The sequence below is a fragment of the Mycobacterium sp. NGS59 genome, assembly GCF_059812345.1.
Window position 1 is genome coordinate 85865 of record NZ_JCALCN010000004.1, and the last position, 23897, is coordinate 109761.

Consider the following 23897-nt stretch of genomic DNA (forward strand, 5'->3'; position numbering starts at 1 on the left):
ATCAGAACACGCCGTGCTTGGGCATGACGACGGGCTTGACGCCGTAGCGGGGCGCCGGGCCGGCACCGCCGTCGCTCGCATTGGCGACCATTCCAGGCGCAAGCGGCGTCGCCTCGGTAGGTTCGTCTTCCTCGCCGACGACCCAGCCGGTCGCCTCCACGGCCGGACGGGCAGCCATTGCCGGGGCTGCCGAAGCCCAGCTTGTCGGCACTGACAGGCCACCGACCACCGACGCGTTGCCCAACCCGGCCACCAACGTCGTGCCACCGACGGGCGCCGGCGTGATCGACTGCGCGAACCCGGGCGTTATCTTGATCGGCGCCTGGAAGCCGGACGGTAGCTCCTCGACTTCGCTTTCTGCGTCGTCTGCGCCACTGCCCAGCTGGCCGATGGTGTAGTCCCAGTAGGTTGCTCGATTGTGGTCGAACCCGCCCCACCACGGATGTTCGACGCTGTCGAGCCAACTCAGGAATCCCAGTACCGTCGTGGGACTGGACTCTGCGGCCGCCGGGGCGGAAAGGCTCATCACGGCCTGCGGGCCGTCGCTGATCAGGTTGCCGAGTTGTACTGCCTGAGCCGAACCGGATGCGGCGGCCTGACCGACCGCGGCGGCCTGATTGGAGATCCCGTCCGGATTGGTGACCTCCGGCGCGCTGGTCAGCGGTTCCAGACGGGCGGCGGCCGCCGACGCGGCGGCGTAGCTGTACATGGCCGCGGCGTCTTGAGCCCACATTTCGCTGTAACGCGCCTCGGTGGCCGCGATCGCCAGCGTGTTCTGACCGAACGTGTTGTTCGCCACCAACGCGGCATGTCGGGCCCTGTTGGCCGCGACGTCGGCCGGCGGCACGGTCATGGCATGGGCCGTCTCGAATGCTGCCGCGGACGCCATGGCCTGAGTGGCCGCCCGCGCCGAGGATTCAGCGGTAGAGCTCAGCCAGACCAATAACGGCTCCACCGCCGCGGCCATCGACAGCGACGCCGGACCCATCCACTGTTGGGAGATCAGCCCGTTGATGATCGACTCGAAGGACGCCGCGGCGGTGCTCAACTCGGCCGCTATGCCGTTCCACGCCGCGCCGGCCGTAAGCATCGGAGCCGCGCCGGCACCTGCGTACATCAGCGCGGAGTTGATCTCCGGCGGAATAGCTCCAAAATCCACTCAGGCATTCCGTTTCTGGTGAGCGCGTCGGCGGCCGGTGCCTCCTTTAAGAAGTCCCCCGTTCCATTTAAACCGCTGCCAACCCGGGGCGCAGGTCGTAGAGGCGCTCGGGTCGGGCAGGCGAACACCTCGACCGCCGGCGTCAGCGACATAAGACGCCGGCCGGTGACACCGTCTGCGGACTGGACAAAGTTCCCATCGCCCATCTGTCGGAAGTCAGGATTCAACACCATACGTACAGTTTCCGTATCATACCTCGCGTTCACGCTGATCAGACACGCCGCGAGTGGTCAGCGTAGCGCCGGACCCCACCGGACCTGTTCACGAAGTTGACCCTTGAGGAGCTTCCCGCCCGCATTGCGCGGCAACGGTGTCGTCACCACGGTGACGTACTGCGGAATCTTGTAGTCGGCGAGCTGCTCGCGGCAGTGCTCGAGTACGGCCGGCACGTCGACGTCCTCCCCCACCAGCACGGCCCCGACCTTCTCCCCCATCACCTCGTCGGGCACCGCCAGCACGCAGGCGTCGTGGACACCGCGCGCCCCCAGCAGCGCGGCTTCGACCTCGACACTGGAGACGTTCTCGCCGCCGCGGTTGATGATGTCCTTGAGGCGGTCGACGAGATGCACCCGTCCCGCGTCGTCCACCCGAACCACGTCGCCGGTGTGCAGCCAGCCGTCCACGATCGTGGCCGCAGTAGTTTCGGGACGGTTCCAGTAGCCGGCGGTGATGTTGGCGCCGCGGGTTACCAACTCACCGACCAACTGACCGTCTTCGAACGGAATCACCCCGAGGTCCACCGAGGGCACCGCGTAGCCGACCGAGTCGGCGTGCTCGATGACTTCCTCGTCGGGCAACGCCGTCATCAACGAAGCGCTCTCGGTCATGCCGTACCCGTTGAACACGCTGGCCTGTGGAAACGCGGCCTTGACCGCCTGCACCAGCGATGGCGCGATGGGCGCGCCACCGTAACCCGCCCAGCGCACAGCGGAGACATCCGCCGTGCTGAATTCGCTGTGCCGCAACAACAACGAGTAGATCGCCGGGACGGTGACCATGACCGAAATGCGCTCGACGCGCAGTGCGGCGATCAGTTCATCGAGGTTGAGCGTCGGCATGATCACCGCCGCGCCGCCGAGCCGGGTCGCGGCCAAAAGCTGTGAGTTGCAACCTGTTACGTGGAACAGCGGTACCGAGACGAGGGTGCGCAGACCCTCGCCGATGTCCCTGGGCTGTCGAAGACACCGGACCGCGTTCTCGGTGTTGGTCACGAACGCCTCGTGAGTGGTCGGCACCCCCTTGGGGTGACCGGTGGTGCCCGAGGTGTAGAACAGGGCGGCGACGTCGGCGCGGCCCAGGTGGTCGGTCACATACGATGCGCCGTCGGGCAGCGGTGCGTCCGGTGCGAGGTCGAAGCTCGCCCCGGCATCGGACAGCACGAAGTCGACCTCCGGCTGAGCGGACCGCGTATTGACCGCCACCGCAATGCCTCCGGCCATCACCGTGCCCCAGAAGGCCAGCACCCAGTTCACACCCGCCGGATATCGGACCGCGACCCGTTCGCCCGCTTTCAGGCCGCCGGCACGCAAACCGCCGGCAACCCGTGCCGCGCGGTCCCACAAATCGCGGTAGCTCAAGCGCTGCGAACCCAGTTCGACCACGGCCTCGCTGTTCGGGCGCGCGGCGACTTGTTCGGCCAGGACGTCCAGCAAGGTGGCCGGCAGGTCGTCGTAGCGCGGGATGCCGTCGCCGTCGATGGAAACCCCAGTTCGCGGGAATGGGTTGTGGCTGCGGGGAATTTCGACCACAGGTGCAATCGGAGGCATGACCACTCCTAAGTTGCCGGTGCCCTATCGTCGTAGCGGTGACGACCGAGGATTCCGTCATCATGCCTGAGGCGTTCTTCACTGTCGACGACGGCTCTTATCACCCCGGCCCGATGACCCGGGGACCGTGGGGTGCGGCGATGGGCGGTCAGATCGTCGGCGGCCTGCTGGGTTGGGGGATCGAGCAATCCGGTATCGACGCGGAATTCCAACCGGCTCGTCTCACCGTCGACCTGCTACGCCCGGCGCTGCTCGAACCGGTACAGATCCAGACGTCGGTGCAACGAGAAGGCCGACGCATCAAGCTCGTCGACGGTGTGCTGACGCAGAACGGGAAAATCGTGGCACGCGCCGGCGCGCTGTTCCTCCGCCGCAGCGACCCGCCCGACGGTGAGGTGTGGTCGACCCCCGTGACGATGCCGCCGCTTCCGACCAGTTCCGAAGGCTTTCCGACGGATATGCCGTTTCTCATCTGGGGCTATGGCGCGACCCTCGAGGGCAGCCCGGGTATCGCCGCCGGCGAGTGGGAGCAGTCTCATTCACCGAAGTTCGCCTGGACACGGCTGTTTCGGCCGATGGTGGCGGGCTTTCCGTTGACCCCGTTCACCCGCCTGGCCTTCGTGGGTGACGTCACGAGCTCGTTAACCCACTGGGGCACAGGTGGATTGCGCTACATCAACGCCGATTACACCGTCACCGCAAGTCGGTTGCCGGACGGCGAGTACATCGGGCTGGCGGCTCAAAGTCATTACGGCGCAGCGGGCGTCGCCACCGGCAGCGCGATCCTGTTCGATCGGCACGGGCCGATCGGCAGCAGTTCGGCGCTGGCGCTCGCGCAGCCGGCTGAAGCGTTTCAGCCGACGTACACCTAGTCCATCAGTTGCGCGGCCACGGTGGCGCCGAGTTCCCAGCACGCCTGCAAGTCGTCTTTGTTCGGCTTGCCCGACACCAGCACGTACTCGGCGGCTTTCACCCATCCCAGCCCGGTGGTGATGGCGGTGACGCCCTTCTCCGCACCCTCGGTGCCCTGGTTGCCGTGCAGGTACAAGCCGAAGGGTCGGCCACGCGTGGAGTCCAGGCACGGGTAGTAGCAGACGTCGAACGCGTGCTTGAGCGCACCGCTCATGTATCCGAGATTCGCCGGGGTGCCGAGCAGATAGCCGTCGGCTTCGAGCATGTCGGCTGGTGACACCCTCAGCGCCGGGCGCCGGACAACCTCCACACCCTCGATCTCCGGATCGGACGCGCCGGCCAGCACCGCCTCGAACATCTCCTGACAGTGCGGAGACGGCGTGTGGTGAACGATGAGCAGCCGCGGCACCGGTCACCTGCCCCGTTTGCGACTGAACATGCGCCGCCAGATGTTCTGGACCTGTTGCTCGGGTAACAGGCGGTGCAACCATGGCTCACCGATCCCGGTCGCGGCCCCGGTTACCAAGGCGGACTTCACCCGCAAAGCCTATAGCTGATTGCGTCAGCTTTCGGTCTCGTCGCCGCGATCATGTAATTCGACGGCGGTCTTCATCGCCTCGCGCGCCCGCCGTCGGTCCCCCGCGTAGTCGTAGGCGCGTGCCAACCGATACCAGCGTCGCCAGTCGTCCGGGTCGACTTCCACTTCGCCGCGCACGGTGTCGAACAGTGCGTCGGCGGCGTCTCGCTGGATGCGCCCGGAGGCGCGCCGCGGTAGTGCGCTGACGTCGAGTTCCATTCCGTCCCGGGCGATCAGGCGAGCCAGCTTCTGGTGGGTGAAGCCGGCTCGCAGCGTCGCGATCATCGCCCACAGACCGAGGAACGGCATGACGAGCACCGCCGCTCCCAAGCCGACGGCGGCAGGTCGGCCGGAGGCGATCATCGTCAGCGCGACCCGGCCGAGCATCAGGAAGTAGACGAGCATCGCCACACAGAGAAAGGCGATGGTCAGCTGTATTCGGATGAGGCGGGCGCTATCGGTCATTGCAGGTCGAGCAGGGGCTCTATGCCTATGGTCAGGCCGGGACGCTCTCCGGCGCGGCGCACGGCGAGCAGCACACCGGGTACGAAGGACGTGCGGTCGATGCTGTCGTGGCGGATGGTCAGCGTCTCGCCCTCGGTGCCGAACAGCACTTCCTGGTGGGCGACGAGTCCAGCCAGCCGCACCGCATGTACCGGGATGCCGTCGACGTCGGCGCCACGCGCGCCAGGCAGACTGCTGCTGGTGGCATCGGGGTTGGGCGGCAGTCCTTTTCGTGCCTGTGCAATCAGTTTGGCGGTGCGGGTTGCCGTGCCCGACGGGGCGTCTGCCTTGTGCGGATGATGCAGTTCGATGACTTCGACCGACTCGAAGAACTTTGCGGCCTGCTGGGCGAAATGCATGGACAACACTGCGCCGATGGCGAAGTTCGGCGCGATCAGGACGGAGGTGTCGGGGCTCTGGGCGAGCCACGACTCAACCTGTCGGACACGGTCATCGGTGAATCCGGTGGTCCCGACGACAGCGTGAATTCCGTTGTCTATCAGGAACTTCAGATTGTCCATGACGACGTCGGGATGAGTGAAGTCGATCACGACCTCGGTGTCGCCGTCGGTCAACAGACTCAGCGCGTCGCCGGCGTCGACTTCGGCAGACAGAGTCAGATCGTCGGCGTCCTCGACGGCCCGCACCATGGCAGCGCCGACTTTGCCTTTTGCTCCCAATACGCCAACCCGCATGGCCTCGAGCCTACTGTTCGGGGTCTGTCGCGAGGACCGGTCGGTAGCCCTCGGCTGCCAACCACGCCCTGGCGCGGCCACGCTTGCGCTCGTCGGACAGCTGAAAGTAGCGCTGCAATTCGTCGGGCCATCGCGAAAGCACATCCTTGAAACGCCGGAACGCCCCTCGTCCCTGGATCGCGATCTCGAGCCGGTCGGCGATCGCGGCGTCGTCGACGGTACTGATGAAGACTTCCATGTCGCCGTAACCGCTGTGCGAGCCCTCGCACAGTACGTAGATCCAGTCGTCGAGATCTTCCTCGTCGATCCCGAGCCACTTGAAATCCGCCTCTTCCGGCCAGCACGCACCGGTTTCGGGGTTGAGGTAGCCCCCGGCGTTCGCTGGGTCGCCTTCCAGCACTGTCGAGAGATCGTCCAGGTCCGCCGGGATTGCTTTAAGCATCGGCGTCGGGGCGTTGCCGAGCACTGCCGACAGCTGCTCGGCCAACTGTTCATCGCCGGTCCAGTCGCGCTCGCGCAGCGCTGCCTCGAATACCGCCCCGATTTGGGCCGCACCGGGCACGTCTTGCGCGACGGCGGCGATCAGAGCATCACCCGCCGATTGCAGGACCTGCTCGACCTCCCGCTCGCGCAGCATCGCGACCAGCGCTGTTGCGTCCGCGCTGTTGACCGCTGCCCGAAGTTTCCGGATGGCTTCCCTATCCCACCCGCGCACGAGGGATACGTTAGCCCGTTCTATCCACAGGTGGCGTTTGGACGTCGCTCTTGTCGGTGGCCGGCGATATCATTCGAACATGCTTTCGATCACGGATGCGGAGGTGGCGGCCCGCCTCGACGCCCTAGACGCCGCCGTGGCCGACCTCGCCGACCTGCCCACCGCCGCCGATCCCAGCGTGCGGGTGCGCGCCCTGGAGCGCCTGGAAACAGCCCGTCGCCACCAAGCGGTGATCAGCCACGACATCATCCACACCCTGGCCGCAGAACAACCCGCCGACATCGGCGGCCCCGTGCACCAGATCGTGGCCGACTGGTGTCGCATCAGCTACACCGAGGCACGCCGCCGCATCCGCGATGCGGCCCAATTGGCCCCCCGGCTGACGCTCACCGGCCAGACACTGCCACCCGAACTCCCCGCCACCGCCCGCCAATGGCGCCAGGGCATGCTCGACGCCCAGCACTTGCGCGTCCTACAAACCTTCATCCGAGACCTGCCGCAGGAGCTGCCCGTCGCCCTGGTCGAACAGGCCGAGAATTTCCTGGCTGATCAAGCCACTCAGCTACGCCCCGACCAACTCGAGAAAGCCGCCCAGCGCACCGCGCTCTACCTCAACCCCGACGGCAAATTCTCCGACGCCGACCGCGCCCGCAAACGCAGCTTCACCTGGGGCAAACAACGCCCCGACGGCATGAGCCAAGCCACCCTGATCGCCACCCCCGAACTGCGCGCAATGATCGATGCCTGGCTGGCCAAATACGCCGCCCCGGGAATGTGCCACCCGGACGACGAAAACCCTGCCGTCAACGGCGAACCCTCGGATGAGGCCGCCGCCCGAGACACCCGCACCTACGGCCAACGCCAACACGACGCGCTCACCCAACTGATCCGCGGCCGACTCGGCGACCCCGCCCTGGGCCACCACAACGGCCTGCCCGTGACCGTCGTGGTCTCCACCACCCTGCAAGAACTCACCACCGCCACCGGCCACGGTGTCACCGCCGCCGGCACCCTGATCCCCATGCGCGACCTCATCAAAATGGCCAGCCAGGCCTGCCACTACCTGGCCATCTACGATCAACACTCCAACCGGCCCCTCTACCTCGGCCGCGCCCGCCGCACCGCGTCCGCCGACCAACGCCTCTTCCTCTACAACAACGAACGCGGCTGCACTTACCCTGGCTGCGACGTACCGGCCGACAAATGCGAAGTCCACCACCTCCACGACTGGGCCAAAGGCGGACACACCGACATCGACAAACTCACCCTGGCCTGCCCCGCCAACCACAAACTCATCGGAAAAGGCTGGACGACAACCAAACTCCCCAACGGCCGCACCGCCTGGCACCCACCCCGCATTTTCGACCGCGGCGGACCCCGCACCAACAACTACCATCACCCCGAACGCCTCTTAGACGACAACGACGACGAGCGCGCAGGACCCTAGTTCTAGTCTTAGATGGTCAAACTGCCGCGCGACCGGAGGTGCTTACGTGAGATCCAGCGACATCCGGATCCGCGAAGCCAGACCGAAGGATTTCGCCAGGGTCGCGGCGATGCATTATCCGGTGTGGCGGCAATCCTGGAACGGCATTGTGGCGACACATGTCCTGGACATGCTCGGCACGCCGAAGACATGGGTGGACATCCAATACTCGACGACTCTGAAGCGCGGCGGCTGGAGCATGTGGTTGGCCGAGTCGCGCGGCAGGTTGGTGGGGATGGCGCTGTTCGGTCCGGATCTGTCCAATCCCGAGCACATCCAGCTCGATGCGCTCTACATCGCGGAACAAGAGCAACGGCATGGCGTCGGGAAGCTGCTGCTGGACAGAGCGCTGCAGGAATACCCGGACAACGACATGATCCTGTGGTGCGCCGACAAGAACCAGAAGGCGCGCGATTTCTACGAGAAGCAGGGATTCGAACTCGATGGTCGCACCTTCGTGTGGAAGCCGCTGCCAGGCGTGACCGTGCCTCATGTCGGCTACCGGCTGTTCCGTTCGGAACCCGAACCGGCCGTGGTCGAAGCTGCAACGGCGGCACCGATCACCTCACTGCTCATGACAGCGAGTGCGCCCGTCGACACGCGGATCCAGCCTTACCCAGTGGATGTCCCCGAAGCCCAGCTCGACGACCTTCGTCAGCGTCTCAACATGGCGCGCTGGCCAGCCGAAATCACCGGTGCAGGTTGGGATTACGGCACCGAACAGGCGTTCTTGAAGAACGTGATCGAACACTGGCTGCACCGCTACGACTGGCGACGTACCGAGGCCGAGCTCAACGCGGCGGGTTCCTTCGTCACCCAGGCGGCAGGTCAGCGCGTGCACTTCCTGCACGCCAAGTCCGAGCACCCGCAAGCCATTCCGCTGGCTGTCACACACGGCTGGCCCGGCTCCATCGTCGAGTTCCTCGACGCACTGCCTTTGCTGCGCAAGCACTTTCACGTGGTGGTGGTGTCGATGCCCGGCTACGGGTTCTCCGGTCCCACTGGCGAACCGGGAGTCGACGTCGCGCGCGTCGCCGCGGCCGTAGCTGACGTGATGGCCCAGCTCGGCTACGAACGCTACGTCGCCCAGGGCGGCGATTGGGGTGCGCTGGTCACCCGCTACCTGGGTGAGCACTACCCGGCGAATGTGGCGGCGATCCACACCAACATGCTGTTCGCCCCGCCCGACCAGAACGACCCGCAGCTGTTGGCGGACGTCTCCGAAGCCGAACTCGCCGCGATCGCTGCCAGCTTCGAGCGGACCAAGGACGGCACCGCGTACCTGGAAGTGCAGTCCACGCGGCCACATTCGCTGGGCTTCGGTCTGGACGACTCGCCGTTGGGACTGGCGGGCTGGATACTCGAGAAGTTCCACGCCTGGTGCGACATCAGGGAAGGCATGCCGATCAGCACCGACCGACTGATCGACAACCTGATGCTGTACTGGCTCACCGGCACCGCCACCTCGGCAGCGCGGCTGTACTGCGAATCAAGACGGGCGGGCACCGGCGCGCTCGACGAATGGACCGGTCGCGTCGACGTTCCCACCGGGTACGCCGTCTACCCGGGCGAGCTGCTGCAGACGCCGCGGGCCTGGGCCGCCGCGCGATACAACCTGGTGCACTACTCGGTTCAAGACCGCGGCGGGCACTTCGCCGCCTTCGAACAACCCGCCCTGTTCGCCGCCGATCTGACCAGGTTCGCCGACGTCCTGACGGAACGGAACGTCTTCTAGACGTCGACGACGACCCGGTCGCCGTCGGACCGCGAGACGCAGACCAGCATCTCGTCGTCGCCCTCGGCGGCGCGGCCGCGCCGATCGACTTGGCCGGCAAGCACTTTGACCTTGCAGGTGCCACAGAAACCCTGTCGGCACGAGTAGGCGGTGGTGGGGTCGCGGTCGAGCAGCACGTCGAGCGCCGAACGATTCGCCGGGATGCGCAGCACTTCCCGAGATCGGCCGAGTTCCAGCTCGAACGGCGTGCCGTTGACGATCGGCGGCGGACTGAACCGTTCGTAGTGCAGCGGCGCATCGGCGTATTCGTCGCGTGCCGTTCGGACCGCTTCGAGCATGGCGGCCGGGCCGCACACGTACACCGCGGTCGTCGGCCCGGCACCGGCCAGCAGGTCTTCGACCGGCGCAAAGCCGCCACGCTCGTCGTCGGCCCATATCGTGACGCGCTCCGGAGCCACCGCCACCACTTCGTCCAGCAACGGCATATAGTCCCGACTGCGACCGGTATAGATTGCGCGCCAGTCGATTCCGCGCTGCGCGGCGACGCGCATCATCGGCAGGATGGGAGTGACGCCGATGCCGCCGATCACGAACAGCACATCCCGCTCCGACGTTCCGAGGTAGAACGCGTTGCGGGGGCCTTCGAATACCAAGGTGTCGCCCACGTCGAAGGCGTCGTGCATCTCGATCGACCCGCCGCCGCCGTCGGCAATGCGGCGCACGGCGATCCGGTAGTCGGTGCGCCGCCCGGGCGGGCCGCACAGCGAGTACTGCCGACGCCGGCCCGACGGCAACTGGACGTCGATGTGCCCGCCAGGCGTCCAGGACGGCAGCAGTCCCCCATCCGGGTCGGCCAACCTCAACGCGACCACGTCCGGCGCCACGAGTTCGCGTCCGACGACCTTCGCCTCGTGTGTGCGCCGCACCGGCGCCACCCGCGCCGGTGTCCACCGCGACGTCGCGGACATCCCGCCCATCACCGTGCGCAGTCCCCACAGCACCGTCAGGAACCGGTCCCGGTCCCGACGGCCGTACAGGTCGGCGGGTCTGCTCGTCCAAATGCTCTCCGGCACAATCACATCCCTACGTCTGATGCGCGTCTCTGCCGGATCGCCGATGAGCCGAGTCGCCGCATCGCTTGCCCGACCCTGGACGTCCAGCCACCGGTCCGGACGGACTTGACGATCGCTCTGGCGCTGCGATGAGCGGCATCCTCGGTGACATCGGTGTCGACCGAGCGCGGGTACACGGCGGTGACCGCGATGCCCTCGCCGGCAAGACCGGAGCGCAGGGACTTGCTGAGTTCTGCCGCGCCGGACGGCGACGCCGCGGCCGGCGAGACGTTGACGATGGCGCCGCCTTCACCTCGTTCGGCCATCTGGTCACCGAAGGTCCCCGAAAGAACGAGCGCCGCGCCGTCAGCAGCGTTGTTCACCAGGATGTCGACCACTCCGTGCTCGCTAAGCACCTCGGCGGCAAGGCGATCGATCGCGCCTTCGTCGGTGCCGTCGACCTGGTAGACCGCCGCCTCGGCGCATGCGGCGCGGACGGCATCCGCGGTTTCGTTGGCAGCGGCCAGATCTCGATCGACGATCACCACCGTGCGGGCGCCGTTGCGCGCCAACTCAATCGCGGTAGCGCGCCCGATGCCCACGCCGGCACCGGTGACCAGCGCCAGTTTGCCGCGCACCTCCCGGGGGCCGCCGCGGATCACCGAGGCTGCTGAAGGGGCGGTCCCACTCGTCACCTGGTCGACCCATTCGGCGGTCAGCCGGGCGACGACGTCGGGCCGTGACGTCACCACCCAATGCCCGCCTTGAATCGGGATAACCCTGCCGCACAACGGAACCGCACCGATGAACCGCTGCAGGGCGGGTGAGATGAACATGTCCTTGCCCGGCACCAGCACCTGGACCGGGACGCGGATTCGTGGCAACTCGCCCGGCGACGCCAGCGGGCCGGGCAGGTTCTCGCGGTAGAGGTTCAGCCCGTTGACGTAGTCACCGATCGACCGTGGCGTCTTGACGCTCCGGCTGTTGACGCTGGTGCGGCCGATACGTTCGGTGGCCTCGACGACTTTGACGCCCACCCGCGAGCGGAAGGCCAACTCCGGGACACCCGGACACAGCAAAAACCCCAGATAGCCCGACGACATCACCTGCCTGGCAATCTCGGCCGCAGCGCGCGGGGTCCGCGCCGACCGCAGGAACTTGCCGGCGTACTGCAGGTGCGGACCCGAGATCGACGTGAAGGACGCGATCTTGGGCGCCACTTCGCCGTCGCTGACCGCGGCCCAGCCCTGCACAGATCCCCAGTCGTGCGCCAGCAGGTGCACCCGGTCGACACCGAGGCTGTCGATCACCGAATCCACATCGGACACCAGTTGTTCCACCCGGTATCCGGATCTGGTTGCCGGACAACCAGATTCACCGGCACCCCGGACATCGTAGGCGGCCACGTTGTAGCGTTTCGCCAGAGTCTCCGCCGCGCCGTCCCAGATCCGGTGGTTGTCGGGGTAGCCGTGAATGGCCAGGATGGTCGGGCGCTCGGAGGCGAAGTCGTTGTATCGGTGGACCGCCAGGGCAACGCCGTCCGACGCAGCGATGGTGGTCATGGATCAGTGCGACGCGCGGGCAGCGGGCGAGACCGCGAGGTAGTCGACGGCCCGCTCCAGCCCGCCCAACTCCGACGGGTGAAAGCCCGGCCGGTAGTAGGAGCCCACCACCCGCATGAGCCGAAGAGGCCCGGGCGCCAGTCCACGGCGCGCCGCGCTGAGGTAATCGCGCCACCGCGCCTTGGTGCCCGGCGGGACGCACGGGTCCAACGAGAACATGAAGCGCACGCCGCGGATCCACAACAGCAGCAGCACCGGCGCGACCACCAACTGGGCGCGTACCTGCCGCCAATACCCCGCGCGCAGATGCTTCATCGTGTCGAACGCCACGGCCTTGTGCTCGACTTCCTCGGCGCCGTGCCAGCGCAGCATGTCCAGCATCACCGGGTCCGAACCGGCTGCGTCGAGCGCCGGCGAGTCCAGCACCCACTCGCCCAGGACGGCCGTGTAATGCTCGACCGCCGCGATCATCGCGACCTGCTCCAGCAGCCAGGCGTGCTGGCGACGTCGGCTGCGATACGGCTTCTCGCCGAGCAGTTTCTCGAACAGCCACCTGATCTGGTTGGTGAACGGCGTGAGGTCGATGCCCTGTGCGTCGAAATGAGCAAGCACTCCGGAATGCGCCTGCGAGTGCATGGCTTCCTGGCCGATGAATCCCTGTACGTCCAGACGCAGTTGGTCGTCCTGGATCAGCGGCAGCGTCTTCTTGAACACGTCGACGAAGAACTCCTCGCCGGCGGGCAGCAGCAGATGCAGGACGTTGAGCACGTGGGTGGCCATCGGCTCATTCGGGACGTAGTGAAACGGCAAACCGGACCAGTCGAACTCGACGTTGCGGGCTTCCAGGACCAGACGCTCATAATCGCCCGATACCGTCGAGTGCGGGCCGACCGCCCGGTCGTCGACTGTGCTCATCAAGGCCCCCTCGCCGCGCCGTTCTACCCGGCGAGTCTATCGAAATGGGCCGGGTATGCGATACCCGCGGTACTACGTTTCTTCGGCTCGCCGCTTGAGGCGCTGCAGTGTCAGCTCGATGTTCTTGGCGTTCTCCGTGTCGCGGTCGACGACACCGGTGGCCAGGCCGGCGAGCTTGCGGAACCAGCCCGGCCGCCGGTCCCAGCTGCTCTCGGTGACCCGGCAGCCCCCATTGGTCGCGACGAGGTCGTACTGCCAGCGGGCGATCGGAAGGACGGTGTGCCGCACCTCGAAGGCGAACGCGCGGCCGGGTTCGGCCTCGGTGACGGTGCACTTGGTGCGCCAGCGCTTGCCGCTGTTCTCGTTGTGCCCGACGAACACCGCGCCCTCGCGGACCGAATCGCCCTTGCGCAACTCCATCTGCGCGACCTCCTCGGCCAGCGACGCCAGTGTCGGCAGGTCGGTGATCAGTCCGTACACGACATCGGGTGAGGCGTCGATCTGCACGGTGGCGGTGGCCGAAGGTGTAGTCATCGGCTGATCATAATTGGCGGGCGCCACGGAGATTCGGAGACAATCGAGGAGTCAACTACACGCGGGCTCGGCAGGAGGCGATCATGCGAGTCGGAATCCCGACCGAGACCAAGAACAACGAATTCCGGGTCGCCATCACCCCGGCGGGCGTCGCCGCGTTGACCCAGCACGGCCACGAAGTACTGATCCAGGCCGGCGCCGGCGAGGGTTCGGCCATTGCCGACGAGAAGTTCAAGGCGGCCGGCGCCCAACTCACCGATACCGCCGAACAGGTCTGGGCGGAGGCGGATCTGGTGCTCAAAGTCAAGGAACCGCTGCCGGCCGAGTACGGCTATCTACGCTCGGGGCAGACCCTGTTCACCTATCTGCATCTGGCCGCGTCGCGCTCCTGCACCGACGCGCTGCTGACCTCCGGCGCCACCTCCATCGCCTACGAAACCGTCCAGACCGCCGACGGCGCACTGCCGTTGCTGGCGCCGATGAGCGAGGTCGCCGGACGGCTCTCGGCTCAGGTCGGCGCGTACCACCTGATGCGCACCGAAGGTGGGCGCGGTGCCCTGATGGGCGGGGTGCCCGGCGTCAAACCCGCTGATGTCGTTGTGATCGGCGGTGGTACAGCGGGATACAACGCGGCCCGGGTCGCCGGCGGCATGGGCGCGTCGGTCATGGTCCTGGACGTCAACCTCGGCAAGCTCCGGTTGCTCGACGCGGAGTTCGCCGGGCGCATCGGCACCCGTTACTCGTCGACCTATGAGTTGGTGGGTGCGGTCAAACGCGCCGACCTGGTGATCGGCGCGGTACTGGTACCGGGCGCCAAAGCTCCCAGCCTGATCTCGAATTCGCTTGTCGCACAGATGAAACCCGGCGCGGTGTTGGTGGACATCTCCATCGACCAGGGCGGTTGCTTCGAGGATTCGCGACCGACCACCCACGACGAGCCCACGTTCGCCGTGCACGAGACGTTGTTCTACTGCGTGGCCAACATGCCCAGCGCCGTCCCGAAGACGTCGACCTATGCGCTGACGAACGCGACCATGCCGTATGTGCTCAAGCTCGCCGACCTGGGCTGGCAGCGCGCGTGCCGATCGGATCCCGCTCTGGCCAAAGGTCTTTCGACGCATGCCGGTGCGCTGCTGGCCGACCATGTCGCCGAAGACCTGGGCCTGCCGTTCACCGACCCGGCCGGCGTGCTGACCGCAAACGGCTAGCGGATATAGGGCGCCAGGGCGGTGACAATGTCGGCGGCCGGCCCCGGCTGCACTTCCTTGTAGGCTTCGCCCGCCCACAGGTTGGTGCCGTGCGGATCCTCTTCCTGAATCGCGGCCGCCCGGATGGGCTTGGTCATCTGGTTGACCTCGGGATAGCCCAGCGGGGCCACGTGGTCGAGCAACCGGGTGAAGTTGTTCGCCAGCCCGCGCGCGTACCGGCCGGAGAACGCCCGGGTGACCACGGTCGCGTCGAACAACGGATTCTTCAGTGCGACACGGTAAGCCGGATGGGTGCCCGCTTCGTCGGAGAGCAACAGCGCGGTGCCCACCTGCGCCGCCACCGCCCCCCGCCGCAGCGCGGCCGCGATGTCTTCGACGGTGCCCAAGCCGCCGGCCGCGATCAGCGGAACATCGTGCATGCTGCCGATCCGCTCGAGCAGCTGGTGCAATGACTCGTTGCCCGGCTCCATGTCCGGTGCGAACGTGCCGCGGTGCCCGCCCGCTGCGGGCCCCTGCACCACCAGATTGTCGGCACCGGCCGCGACGGCGACACCGGCCTCATAGACCGAGGTCACCGTGATCGACACCAGCAGTCCCAGCGCGCTCAACCGACGAATGACGTCCGGCGGAGGTGCGCCGAAGGTGAACGACACCATCTCCGGACGGACGTCGGCGAGCACCTCGAGCTTGGCCTCCCAGTCGTCGTCATCACCGTAGACCGGCCGGCCGACGTCGACGTGGTAGTGATCGGCAACCTCTTCGAGGTCTTCTGCGTAGTACTCCAGGGCATTCCAGTCGGCGACGCTGGGTTGGGGCACGAACAGGTTGGCCCCGATCGGACCGGTGGTCGCGGCGCGCGCCGCGGCGATATCGGCGGCGAACTGATCGGCACTGAGATAACCGCCGGCGACGAAGCCGAGGCCGCCGGCGTTGGATACCGCCGCAGCCAGCGCCGGAGTACCCGGGCCGCCCGCCATCGGCGCACCGACGATAGGCGCGGCGATGTCCCAGAAACCCAGTACCATCGAGTTAACTTATCATTGCTCGAAGTTGTTGCGGCAGCGACCGTTTCGACTTGTACGGACCGAGGACGGCGGCCCCGAACGGTTTGCTCAACACCCGCTTGGCCACGGCGTTGACCTCGTCGAGGGTCACCCGGTCGATCTGGCGCAGCGTGTGCTCGATGCTGCGGTGCGCGCCGTAGTTCAGTTCGCTGCGGCCGATCCGGCTCATCCGTGAACCGGAATCCTCCAGTCCCAGCACCAGCCCGCCCCGCAGCGAGCCCTTGGCGATCCGACACTCGTCCTCGGTGATTCCTTCGCGCGCAACCGATTCCAGTACCGTGCCGGTCACCTTCAGCACGTCGGCGAACCGCTCCGGGAGGCAGGCCGCGTACACCGACAGCGCCCCGCTGTCGGCGAACAGGTCCAGCGCCGAGTAGACCGAGTAGGCCAGCCCGCGGGCCTCGCGCACCTCTTGGAACAGCCGCGACGACAGACCGCCGCCGAGTGCGGTGTGCAGCACGGACAGCGCCCAGCGGTGCTCCCAGCCGCGACCGGGGGTCCGCACGCCCAGCGAGATGTGCGTCTGCTCGGCGTCACGGCTGCCCAGCATCAGACCGGGTGCACCGTTCACCCGTCCCGCTCCCTTGCGCGGCGCCACCGGCTTACGGCCGCGGACCAGGCGCGCCCCGAAGTGCCGGCGCACCAACCCGACGACCTCGTCGTGGTCGACGTTGCCGGCCACCGCCACCACCATCCGCTCCGGCGTGTAGCGCCGCTGGTGAAACGAATGCAGTTGCGAGCGGGTCATCGCCGACACCGATTGCGCGCTGCCGATCACCGGCCGGCCCACCGGATGGTCGCCGAACAAAGCCGTCATGAACATGTCGGCCAGCGCGTCCTCGGGGTCGTCGTCGCGCATCGCGATCTCCTCGAGCACCACGTCGCGTTCGAGTTCGACGTCGTCGACGGCACACCGGCCGTTGAGCACCACGTCGGCCACCAGGTCGACGGCCAGCGTCAGGTCGCTGTCCAGGACATGCGCGTAATAGCAGGTGTGCTCTTTGGAAGTGAACGCGTTGAGCTCACCGCCGACGGCATCCATCGCCTGCGCGATGTCCACCGCGGTGCGGGTCGGGGTCGACTTGAACAGCAGGTGTTCCAGGAAGTGCGCGGCGCCGGCCACCGTGGTGCCCTCGTCGCGCGATCCGACCCCGACCCAGACGCCGACGGACGCCGACCGCACCGCCGGCAGGTATTCGGTGACGACCCGAAGACCGCCCGGCAGTGTGGTCCGGCGTACTGCCGTGCGGTCCGGGTCAGCTGCTGACCGGCGCGGCATCTGCCGGGGCGGCGGTCTCTGCAGCGGCCTCTTCGTCAACGAGCACCAGCGAGATCTTGCCCCGCTTGTCGATGTCGGCGATCTCCACGCGCAGCTTGTCGCCGACGTTGACCACGTCCTCGACCTTCGCGATGCGCTTGCCCCGGCCCAGCTTCGAGATGTGGACCAGGCCGTCACGGCCCGGGAGCAGCGACACGAACGCACCGAAATCGGTTGTCTTGACCACGGTTCCGAGGAACCGCTCACCCACAGTCGGCAGCTGCGGGTTGGCGATCGCGTTGATCCGGTCGATCGCGGCCTGCGCCGACGGGCCGTCGGTGGCGCCGACGAACACCGTGCCGTCGTCCTCGATGGAGATCTGCGCGCCGGTCTCCTCGGTGATCGCGTTGATCACCTTGCCCTTGGGTCCGATGACCTCGCCGATCTTGTCCACCGGGACCTTGATCGTGGTGACCCGCGGCGCGAACGGGCTCATCTCGTCGGGGCCGTCGATGGCCTCGGCCATCACCTCGAGAATGGTCAGTCGCGCGTCTTTGGCCTGTGCCAGCGCACCCGCCAGCACCTGTGACGGGATCCCGTCCAGCTTGGTGTCCAGCTGCAGCGCGGTGACGAAGTCCTTGGTGCCGGCGCACTTGAAGTCCATGTCGCCGAACGCGTCCTCGGCGCCCAGGATGTCGGTCAAGGTGACAAAACGACGTTCGGTCTCCCCGCCGTCAACTTCAATATCGTCGGACACGAGACCCATCGCGATCCCGGCGACCGGCGCCTTCAGCGGCACACCGGCGTTGAGCAGCGCCAGCGTGGACGCACACACCGAGCCCATCGACGTCGAGCCGTTGGAGCCCAGAGCTTCGGACACCTGCCGGATGGCGTACGGGAATTCCTCGACGCTGGGCAGCACCGGCATCAGCGCCCGCTCGGCCAGCGCGCCGTGCCCGATCTCACGCCGCTTGGGCGAGCCGACCCGGCCGGTCTCGCCGGTGGAGAACGGCGGGAAGTTGTAGTGATGCATGTAGCGCTTGGAGGTCTCCGGTCCCAGCGAGTCGATCTGCTGAGCCATCTTGACCATGTCCAATGTGGTGACCCCGAGGATCTGGGTCTCACCGCGCTCGAACAGCGCGCTGCCGTGTGCCCGCGGCACCACCGCGACCTCGGCGGACAGCGCGCGGATGTCGGTGATCCCGCGGCCGTCGATGCGGAAGTGATCGGTCAGGATGCGCTGACGGACCAGCTTCTTGGTCAGCGACCGGAACGCGGCGCTGACCTCCTTCTCGCGGCCTTCGTAGGTGCCGGCCAGGCGCTCGAGGACCTCGGCCTTGAGCTCGTCGGTGCGCTGGTCGCGCTCGGCCTTGCCGCCGATGGTCAGCGCCTTGGTCAGCTCGTCGGTGGCCACCGAGGCCACCGAGTAGTAGACGTCTTCCTCGTAGGGCGGGAAGACCGGGTAGTCGTTGGTCGGTTTTGCCGCCGCGTCGGCCAGTTCCTGCTGCGCGGTGCACAGCGCGGCGATGAACGGCTTGGCCGCTTCCAGGCCCTCGGCAACGATCGTCTCGGTCGGCGCCTGCGCTCCGCCCTCGACCAGCTCGATGACCTTCTCGGTGGCCTCGGCCTCGACCATCATGATCGCTACGTCATCATCGACTTTGCGACCCGCCACCACCATGTCGAACACCGCCCGCTCGAGCTGCTCGACCGTCGGGAAGGCGACCCAGGTGCCGTCGATCAGCGCCACCCGCACGCCGCCGACCGGACCGGAGAACGGCAGCCCACCCAACTGGGTCGACGCCGACGCCGCGTTGATCGCCAGCACGTCGTACAGGTCATTGGGGTCCAGGCTCAGGATCGTCACCACGACCTGGATCTCGTTGCGCAGACCGTCGACGAACGACGGGCGCAGCGGCCGGTCGATGAGCCGGCAGGTCAGGATCGCGTCGGTGGACGGCCGGCCCTCGCGGCGGAAGAACGAGCCGGGGATGCGGCCGGCGGCGTACATCCGCTCCTCGACGTCCACCGTCAGCGGGAAGAAGTCGAAGTGCTCCTTGGGGTTCTTGCTGGCGGTCGTCGCCGACAGCAGCATGTTGTCTTCGTCGAGATAGGCGACCACCGCGCCGGCGGCCTGCTGGGCCAACCGGCCCGTCTCGAAACGGATGGTGCGGGTGCCGAAGCTCCCGTTGTCGATGGTGGCGGTCGTTTCGAACACGCCTTCTTCAATTTCAGTCGCAGACATACGTCTGTGCGGCCTCTCTGGTCATTCGCTGTTTCGCGTACGTCACGCGGAAACCCAGAGGGCGGTCACCAACCTGGATGCGGCTACGGCCGTCGATCGAAGCGGCCGACCTTTCCCAGATCCGGGGAGCCCGGCAGCCACTACCGAAGACCGCCCGATTCAGGCAGCTCCCTTGATACGCAGTGACCCGCTGGAACGGCACACGCGGGTCTGCGTGAACCGCACCGAGGTGCTTGGGCCGATCCGGCCCAGAACGCACTCACTCTACACCGGCTAACTCGTCATATCGGCAGGACGACCCCTACAGCCTCTAGTTTCCGGGTCCGGCGGTGACGTTCTCCACGCACACCGCGAACCTCCGCTGGGCATAGGTGTAACCCAGACCGCTCGCGCACTGGTCGACACCGGCCTGCGGGTCGAGGTCTCTGAGGATCTGGGTGGCGCGCTGCCGGTGCGGCGCGGCGGTGTCGCTGCACTCGACCCGGACCGGGTCGGTGGTGTGCTGCGGGTCAACGCTCATACATCCGCCGACCACCCAGTCGATGTCCAGGCACAGGGTGTTGTCAGCGCCGCTGACCGAGTTGTGCACCGAGTAGGACGAGTCGACGTCGGCGGGGCACTTGACGTCACCGCTGACGAGCGCGGCGACTTTGAAGTTGGATTCCCGGCTGCCGCACACCGCTTTCGTCGCTTGCGGGCGGTCGGCCGTACCGCCGAGCTTCAGACAGTCCCCCACTTTGACGTCGGCGAGGTCGGGCCCACCGGGCCGTGCCGAACATCCCGTCAATGCGCCGGCGACCAGAGCCAGGACAACCCCGGTGAAGGCGGCGCGCACGACGCCACGCGTCAGCGGCGCAGACCCAGCCGTTCGATCAGCGAACGGTAACGCTCGACGTCGACCTGGGTGAGGTACTTGACCAGCCGCTTGCGCCGGCCGACCAGCAGCAACAGGCCGCGCCGCGAGTGGTGGTCGTGCTTGTGCACCTTCAGGTGCTCAGTCAGATCCGCGATCCGCCGGGTCAGCAGCGCGATCTGGGCTTCCGGCGATCCGGTGTCGGTCTCGTGCAGCCCGTAGGACTTCAGAATTTCTTTTTTCTGCTCGGCGGTAAGCGCCACGAAGACATCTCCATCAATAGGTCCGCGATCAAGATCGAAGGGCGCGGCCACCGCGAACCGCAGCGCACGCCGTCGGGCAGTCTAACAGCGGCGGGCCGCCACCATCTAACCCGTGGCGGTCGCAAGCGCGGCGAAGCCGGGCGCGGCGGGCCGCCACCATCTAACCCGTGGCGGTCGCAAGCGCGGCGAAGCCGGGCGCGGCGGGCCGCCACCGTCTAACCCGTGGCGGTCGCAAGCGCGGCGAAGCCGGGCGCGGCGGGCCGCCACCATCTAACCCAGCAGTTTGCGGGTGCGTTTGGTGTCCTTGCCGATCTCGACGACCAGATCGTCGATCGAATCGAACTTCTTCTGCCCGCGGATGCGCGCGACGAAGTCCAGCGCGACGTGCTGGCCGTACAGGTCGGCTTCGGTGTCCAGGACGAAGGCCTCCACCGTGCGGGTACGCCCGGAGAAGGTCGGGTTGGTGCCTACCGACACCGCCGCCTCGTACCGCTCGCCGGGCACGACGGTGCCGGTGGCCGGTCCGTGCCCGAGCACGGTGAACCAGGCCGCGTAGACGCCGTCGGCCGGGATCGCCGAATACATCGGCGGCGCCACATTGGCGGTGGGATACCCCAGCTCGAGCCCGCGCCCGTAACCCCGCACCACGACGCCCTCCACCCGATGCGGCCTACCCAGGGCCTCGGCCGCCGCCACCACATCGCCGGCGTCCACGCAGGACCGGATGTAGGTCGAGGAGAACGTCACGTTCTCGTTGCTGTGGTGCTCGGACAGCAGCGACACCGACTCCACCGCGAAACCGAACCGCTCGCCGGCCCGGCGCAGCGTTTCGACGTTGCCGGCCGCCTTCTTGCCGAACGTGAAGTTCTCCCCCACGACCACTTCCACTACATGCAAGTTCTCCACGAGGAGTTCGTGCACGTAGCGGTCCGGCGTGAGCTTCATGAAATCGGTGGTGAACGGCATTACCAGGAAGACGTCGATGCCCAACTCTTCGACCAGCTCGGCGCGGCGGGTGAGTGTCGTGAGCTGCGCCGGGTGGCTACCGGGGTAGACCACTTCCATCGGGTGCGGGTCGAAGGTCATCAGCACCGACGGGACACCGCGGGCGCGGGCGGCCTTGACCGCGTGCGCGATCAACTCGGCGTGCCCGCGATGCACACCGTCGAAAACCCCTATGGTCAGCACGCATCTGCCCCAGTCCGTGGGGATCTCGTCCTGGCCGCGCCACCGCTGCACGACCGCAAGCCTACGGCGTCGACGAAGGCGCTCCGATAACGCCGAGACACCAAATCAGGCGAGCTCGGATCCCGCGGGCCTAAACTTTCTTGCTGTGAGGGCTGACGAGGAGCCGGGCGGGCTCACCGCGGTTGCCCAGGACTATCTCAAAGTCATCTGGACGGTCCAGGAGTGGTCGCGAGAGAAGGTCAGCACCAAGCTGCTGGCGGAAAAGATCGGGGTCTCCGCCAGCACCGCGTCGGAATCCATCCGCAAGCTCGCCGAGCAGGGTCTGGTCGACCACGCGAAGTACGGTGCGGTGACGCTGACGGCGTCCGGACGGCGTGCGGCGCTGGCGATGGTGCGCCGGCACCGGCTGCTGGAAACGTTCCTGGTCGACGAGCTCGGCTACGGCTGGGACGAGGTGCACGACGAAGCTGAGGTGCTCGAGCACGCGGTGTCGGATCGGCTCATGGCCCGCATCGACGCCAAGCTCGGCTTCCCCCGTCGCGATCCGCACGGTGACCCGATCCCGGCGCCCGACGGTCAGGTTCCGACGCCGCCGGCCCGGCAACTGTGGGCCTGCGACGACGGCGAGACCGGGACGGTGGCCCGCATCTCCGACGCGGACCCGGAGATGCTGCGTTACTTCGACAGTGTGGGGATCAGCCTGGACTCGCAGCTGCGGGTGCTGACCCGGCGCGAGTTCGCCGGGATGATCTCGATCGCTATCGAAGCCGACGACGGCGCGGCGACCACGGTGGAGTTGGGCAGTCCGGCGGCGCGGGCGATCTGGGTGGTGGCCTGAGCCGCGGCGACCTGGCCTAGGTGATGTGGGGTCAGCGCTCGGCGCGCTGGTAGGCGGTGACGACGGCCGCGCCGCCGAGACCGATGTTGTGTTGCAGTGCGGCCGTGACGTTTTCGACCTGCCGCTTATCCGCGGTGCCGCGCAGCTGCCAGGTCAGCTCCGAGCACTGCGCCAGCCCGGTCGCGCCCAGCGGGTGCCCCTTGGAGATCAGCCCACCCGACGGGTTCACCACCCAGCGGCCGCCGTAGGTGGTCTGTTCGTCGTCGATCAGCTTCGGCGCCTCACCCTCGCCGCACAGCCCCAACGCTTCGTAGAGCAGCAGCTCGTTGGCCGAGAAGCAGTCGTGCAGCTCGATCACCTGGAAGTCGTCGGGCCCGAGACCGGACTGCTGGTAAACCTGTTGCGCGGCTTGAACATTCATGTCGTAGCCGATGACGTTGCGGGCACTGCCGTCGAAGGTGGATTCGAAGTCGGTGGTCATCGCCTGCCCGACGATCTCCACTGCCTGCCCGGCCAGGCCGTGGCGGGCCACGTAGTCATCACTGGCCAGCACCACCGCGGCCGAGCCGTCGGAGGTCGGCGAGCACTGCAGTTTGGTCAGTGGGTCGCTGATCACCTTGGCGGCCAGGATGTCTTCGAGGGTGTACTCGTCCTGGAACTGCGCGTAGGGATTGTTGACCGAGTGCTTGTGGTTCTTGAAGCCGATCTTCGCGAAGTGCTCGGCGGTGGTGCCGTACTTCTTCATGTGCTCGCGGCCGGCCGCGCCAAACATCCACGGCGCCACCGGGAATGCGAACTCGTCGATCTCGGCCAGCGCCTTGATGTGGTTGCCCAACGGCGACTCGCGGTCGGCGGCGCCGCCCTGCAGGGCGCCGGGCTGCATCTTCTCGAAGCCCAGTGACAGCACGCAGTCGGCCAGTCCGCCCCGGATGGCCTGCGCGCCGAGATAGAGCGCGGTGGACCCCGTCGAGCAGTTGTTGTTGACGTTGACGATCGGGATGCCGGTCATGCCGAGTTCGTAGAGGGCACGCTGCCCCGACGTGGAGTCACCCGAGCAGTAGCCGACGTAGCCCTGCTCGATCTCGGAGTAGTCGACACCGGCGTCCTGCAGCGCCTTGGTGCCGGACTCCTTGGCCATCTGGGGGTAATCCCAACCTTCGCGGCGGCCCGGTTTTTCGAATTTCGTCATCCCGACGCCGACGACGAACACTTTGTTGGTTGCTTTAGGCATCGTTGCCCCTCTCGAACGGCTTTGACTCAGTCTGCAATGCGCCGAAGCCAAGCTGCTTGCCGGGTCAGCTTTTTCTG

22 protein-coding genes are annotated in these 23897 nt (G+C 67.2%); 5 read left to right on the forward strand and 17 right to left on the reverse strand.

Annotation, left to right across the window (positions count from 1 at the left end):
* Position 1: 1 nt before the first annotated feature.
* Positions 2–1159, reverse strand: coding sequence for a PPE family protein (locus tag AC5Y46_RS06965; RefSeq protein ID WP_499942283.1), 1158 nt, complete (start codon positions 1157–1159; stop codon positions 2–4).
* A gap of 290 nt (positions 1160–1449) precedes the next feature.
* Positions 1450–2967, reverse strand: a complete 1518-nt coding sequence (locus tag AC5Y46_RS06970; RefSeq protein WP_499942383.1) for a class I adenylate-forming enzyme family protein — start codon at positions 2965–2967, stop codon at positions 1450–1452.
* 56 nt (positions 2968–3023) lie between these two features.
* Between AC5Y46_RS06970 and AC5Y46_RS06975 the strand changes: the two genes are divergently transcribed.
* Complete coding sequence (locus tag AC5Y46_RS06975; protein WP_499942281.1) at positions 3024–3857, forward strand: thioesterase family protein; 834 nt, start codon at positions 3024–3026, stop codon at positions 3855–3857.
* On the opposite strand, the gene AC5Y46_RS06980 is transcribed toward AC5Y46_RS06975, so the two are convergent.
* The 4 genes from AC5Y46_RS06980 to AC5Y46_RS06995 form a co-directional block, all read right to left on the reverse strand.
* The gene (locus AC5Y46_RS06980) at positions 3854–4306 is read right to left on the reverse strand and encodes a flavodoxin family protein (RefSeq protein ID WP_499942280.1); all 453 of its coding nucleotides are present in this window, start codon (positions 4304–4306) and stop codon (positions 3854–3856) included. The two genes, AC5Y46_RS06975 and AC5Y46_RS06980, sit on opposite strands and share 4 nt — an antisense overlap.
* A gap of 153 nt (positions 4307–4459) precedes the next feature.
* Positions 4460–4939, reverse strand: coding sequence for a hypothetical protein (locus AC5Y46_RS06985; RefSeq protein ID WP_499942276.1), 480 nt, complete (start codon positions 4937–4939; stop codon positions 4460–4462).
* A complete protein-coding gene (dapB, locus tag AC5Y46_RS06990) occupies positions 4936–5673 on the reverse strand; it encodes a 4-hydroxy-tetrahydrodipicolinate reductase (protein ID WP_499942274.1) in 738 nt (245 codons plus the stop codon). Before dapB ends, AC5Y46_RS06985 begins: the two co-directional genes overlap by 4 nt.
* A gap of 10 nt (positions 5674–5683) precedes the next feature.
* Positions 5684–6310 (reverse strand): UPF0158 family protein, encoded by a 627-nt coding sequence (locus tag AC5Y46_RS06995; RefSeq protein WP_499942272.1) that lies wholly within the window; start codon positions 6308–6310, stop codon positions 5684–5686.
* 157 nt (positions 6311–6467) lie between these two features.
* On the opposite strand from AC5Y46_RS06995, the gene AC5Y46_RS07000 reads away from it, so the two are divergent.
* Both AC5Y46_RS07000 and AC5Y46_RS07005 read left to right on the forward strand, forming a co-directional pair.
* Positions 6468–7835, forward strand: coding sequence for an HNH endonuclease signature motif containing protein (locus tag AC5Y46_RS07000; protein ID WP_499942271.1), 1368 nt, complete (start codon positions 6468–6470; stop codon positions 7833–7835).
* Positions 7836–7881: 46 nt separating this feature from the next.
* Complete coding sequence (locus tag AC5Y46_RS07005; protein WP_499990518.1) at positions 7882–9609, forward strand: alpha/beta fold hydrolase; 1728 nt, start codon at positions 7882–7884, stop codon at positions 9607–9609.
* Here AC5Y46_RS07005 and AC5Y46_RS07010 read toward each other — a convergent pair.
* The 4 genes from AC5Y46_RS07010 to AC5Y46_RS07025 form a co-directional block, all read right to left on the reverse strand.
* Complete coding sequence (locus AC5Y46_RS07010) at positions 9606–10682, reverse strand: PDR/VanB family oxidoreductase (protein ID WP_499942267.1); 1077 nt, start codon at positions 10680–10682, stop codon at positions 9606–9608. The genes AC5Y46_RS07005 and AC5Y46_RS07010 overlap by 4 nt on opposite strands.
* Positions 10683–10684: 2 nt before the next feature.
* Positions 10685–12223 carry an SDR family NAD(P)-dependent oxidoreductase gene (locus tag AC5Y46_RS07015; RefSeq protein WP_499942265.1) on the reverse strand — a complete coding sequence of 513 codons (1539 nt, stop codon included), beginning with the start codon at positions 12221–12223 and terminating at the stop codon, positions 10685–10687.
* 3 nt (positions 12224–12226) lie between these two features.
* Positions 12227–13138 (reverse strand): metal-dependent hydrolase, encoded by a 912-nt coding sequence (locus AC5Y46_RS07020; RefSeq protein ID WP_499942263.1) that lies wholly within the window; start codon positions 13136–13138, stop codon positions 12227–12229.
* Positions 13139–13210: 72 nt separating this feature from the next.
* Positions 13211–13672, reverse strand: coding sequence for an SRPBCC family protein (locus tag AC5Y46_RS07025; RefSeq protein ID WP_499942262.1), 462 nt, complete (start codon positions 13670–13672; stop codon positions 13211–13213).
* An 83-nt stretch (positions 13673–13755) separates the two neighbouring features.
* Here AC5Y46_RS07025 and ald point away from each other — a divergent pair, with 83 nt between their 5' ends.
* Complete coding sequence (ald, locus tag AC5Y46_RS07030; RefSeq protein ID WP_499942260.1) at positions 13756–14880, forward strand: alanine dehydrogenase; 1125 nt, start codon at positions 13756–13758, stop codon at positions 14878–14880.
* On the opposite strand, the gene AC5Y46_RS07035 is transcribed toward ald, so the two are convergent.
* From AC5Y46_RS07035 to AC5Y46_RS07060, 6 genes are all read right to left on the reverse strand, one after another.
* Positions 14877–15905: a nitronate monooxygenase gene (locus AC5Y46_RS07035; protein WP_499942259.1), complete on the reverse strand. Its 1029-nt coding sequence runs from the start codon at positions 15903–15905 to the stop codon at positions 14877–14879. The genes ald and AC5Y46_RS07035 overlap by 4 nt on opposite strands.
* A gap of 4 nt (positions 15906–15909) precedes the next feature.
* Positions 15910–17223: a M16 family metallopeptidase gene (locus AC5Y46_RS07040; RefSeq protein WP_499942257.1), complete on the reverse strand. Its 1314-nt coding sequence runs from the start codon at positions 17221–17223 to the stop codon at positions 15910–15912.
* Positions 17201–19447 carry a polyribonucleotide nucleotidyltransferase gene (locus AC5Y46_RS07045; RefSeq protein ID WP_499942255.1) on the reverse strand — a complete coding sequence of 749 codons (2247 nt, stop codon included), beginning with the start codon at positions 19445–19447 and terminating at the stop codon, positions 17201–17203. Before AC5Y46_RS07045 ends, AC5Y46_RS07040 begins: the two co-directional genes overlap by 23 nt.
* 310 nt (positions 19448–19757) lie before the next feature.
* Positions 19758–20282, reverse strand: coding sequence for an LppU family putative lipoprotein (gene lppU / locus AC5Y46_RS07050; RefSeq protein ID WP_499942253.1), 525 nt, complete (start codon positions 20280–20282; stop codon positions 19758–19760).
* Positions 20283–20293: 11 nt separating this feature from the next.
* Positions 20294–20563 carry a 30S ribosomal protein S15 gene (gene rpsO / locus AC5Y46_RS07055; protein ID WP_499942381.1) on the reverse strand — a complete coding sequence of 90 codons (270 nt, stop codon included), beginning with the start codon at positions 20561–20563 and terminating at the stop codon, positions 20294–20296.
* A 270-nt stretch (positions 20564–20833) separates the two neighbouring features.
* Positions 20834–21802, reverse strand: a complete 969-nt coding sequence (locus tag AC5Y46_RS07060) for a bifunctional riboflavin kinase/FAD synthetase (RefSeq protein ID WP_499942252.1) — start codon at positions 21800–21802, stop codon at positions 20834–20836.
* A 94-nt stretch (positions 21803–21896) separates the two neighbouring features.
* Between AC5Y46_RS07060 and mntR the strand changes: the two genes are divergently transcribed.
* Positions 21897–22589 (forward strand): manganese-binding transcriptional regulator MntR, encoded by a 693-nt coding sequence (gene mntR / locus AC5Y46_RS07065; RefSeq protein WP_499942250.1) that lies wholly within the window; start codon positions 21897–21899, stop codon positions 22587–22589.
* Between the two features lie 31 nt (positions 22590–22620).
* On the opposite strand, the gene AC5Y46_RS07070 is transcribed toward mntR, so the two are convergent.
* Entirely contained in the window at positions 22621–23820 is a 1200-nt protein-coding gene (locus tag AC5Y46_RS07070) for a lipid-transfer protein (RefSeq protein ID WP_499942249.1), read from the reverse strand.
* Positions 23821–23897: the final 77 nt, after the last annotated feature.

Excerpts from the sequence above, each read along its gene's own strand:
- AC5Y46_RS06985 (WP_499942276.1), bottom strand. The coding sequence starts at position 4,939 with ATGACCGATAGCGCCCGCCTCATCCGAATACAGCTGACCATCGCCTTT.
- dapB (WP_499942274.1), bottom strand. The coding sequence starts at position 5,673 with ATGCGGGTTGGCGTATTGGGAGCAAAAGGCAAAGTCGGCGCTGCCATG.
- AC5Y46_RS06995 (WP_499942272.1), bottom strand. The coding sequence starts at position 6,310 with ATGCTGCGCGAGCGGGAGGTCGAGCAGGTCCTGCAATCGGCGGGTGAT.
- AC5Y46_RS07000 (WP_499942271.1), top strand. The coding sequence starts at position 6,468 with ATGCTTTCGATCACGGATGCGGAGGTGGCGGCCCGCCTCGACGCCCTA.
- AC5Y46_RS07015 (WP_499942265.1), bottom strand. The coding sequence starts at position 12,223 with ATGACCACCATCGCTGCGTCGGACGGCGTTGCCCTGGCGGTCCACCGA.
- AC5Y46_RS07020 (WP_499942263.1), bottom strand. The coding sequence starts at position 13,138 with ATGAGCACAGTCGACGACCGGGCGGTCGGCCCGCACTCGACGGTATCG.
- AC5Y46_RS07025 (WP_499942262.1), bottom strand. The coding sequence starts at position 13,672 with ATGACTACACCTTCGGCCACCGCCACCGTGCAGATCGACGCCTCACCC.
- ald (WP_499942260.1), top strand. The coding sequence starts at position 13,756 with ATGCGAGTCGGAATCCCGACCGAGACCAAGAACAACGAATTCCGGGTC.
- AC5Y46_RS07035 (WP_499942259.1), bottom strand. The coding sequence starts at position 15,905 with ATGGTACTGGGTTTCTGGGACATCGCCGCGCCTATCGTCGGTGCGCCG.
- AC5Y46_RS07040 (WP_499942257.1), bottom strand. The coding sequence starts at position 17,223 with ATGCCGCGCCGGTCAGCAGCTGACCCGGACCGCACGGCAGTACGCCGG.
- AC5Y46_RS07045 (WP_499942255.1), bottom strand. The coding sequence starts at position 19,447 with ATGTCTGCGACTGAAATTGAAGAAGGCGTGTTCGAAACGACCGCCACC.
- AC5Y46_RS07070 (WP_499942249.1), bottom strand. The coding sequence starts at position 23,820 with ATGCCTAAAGCAACCAACAAAGTGTTCGTCGTCGGCGTCGGGATGACG.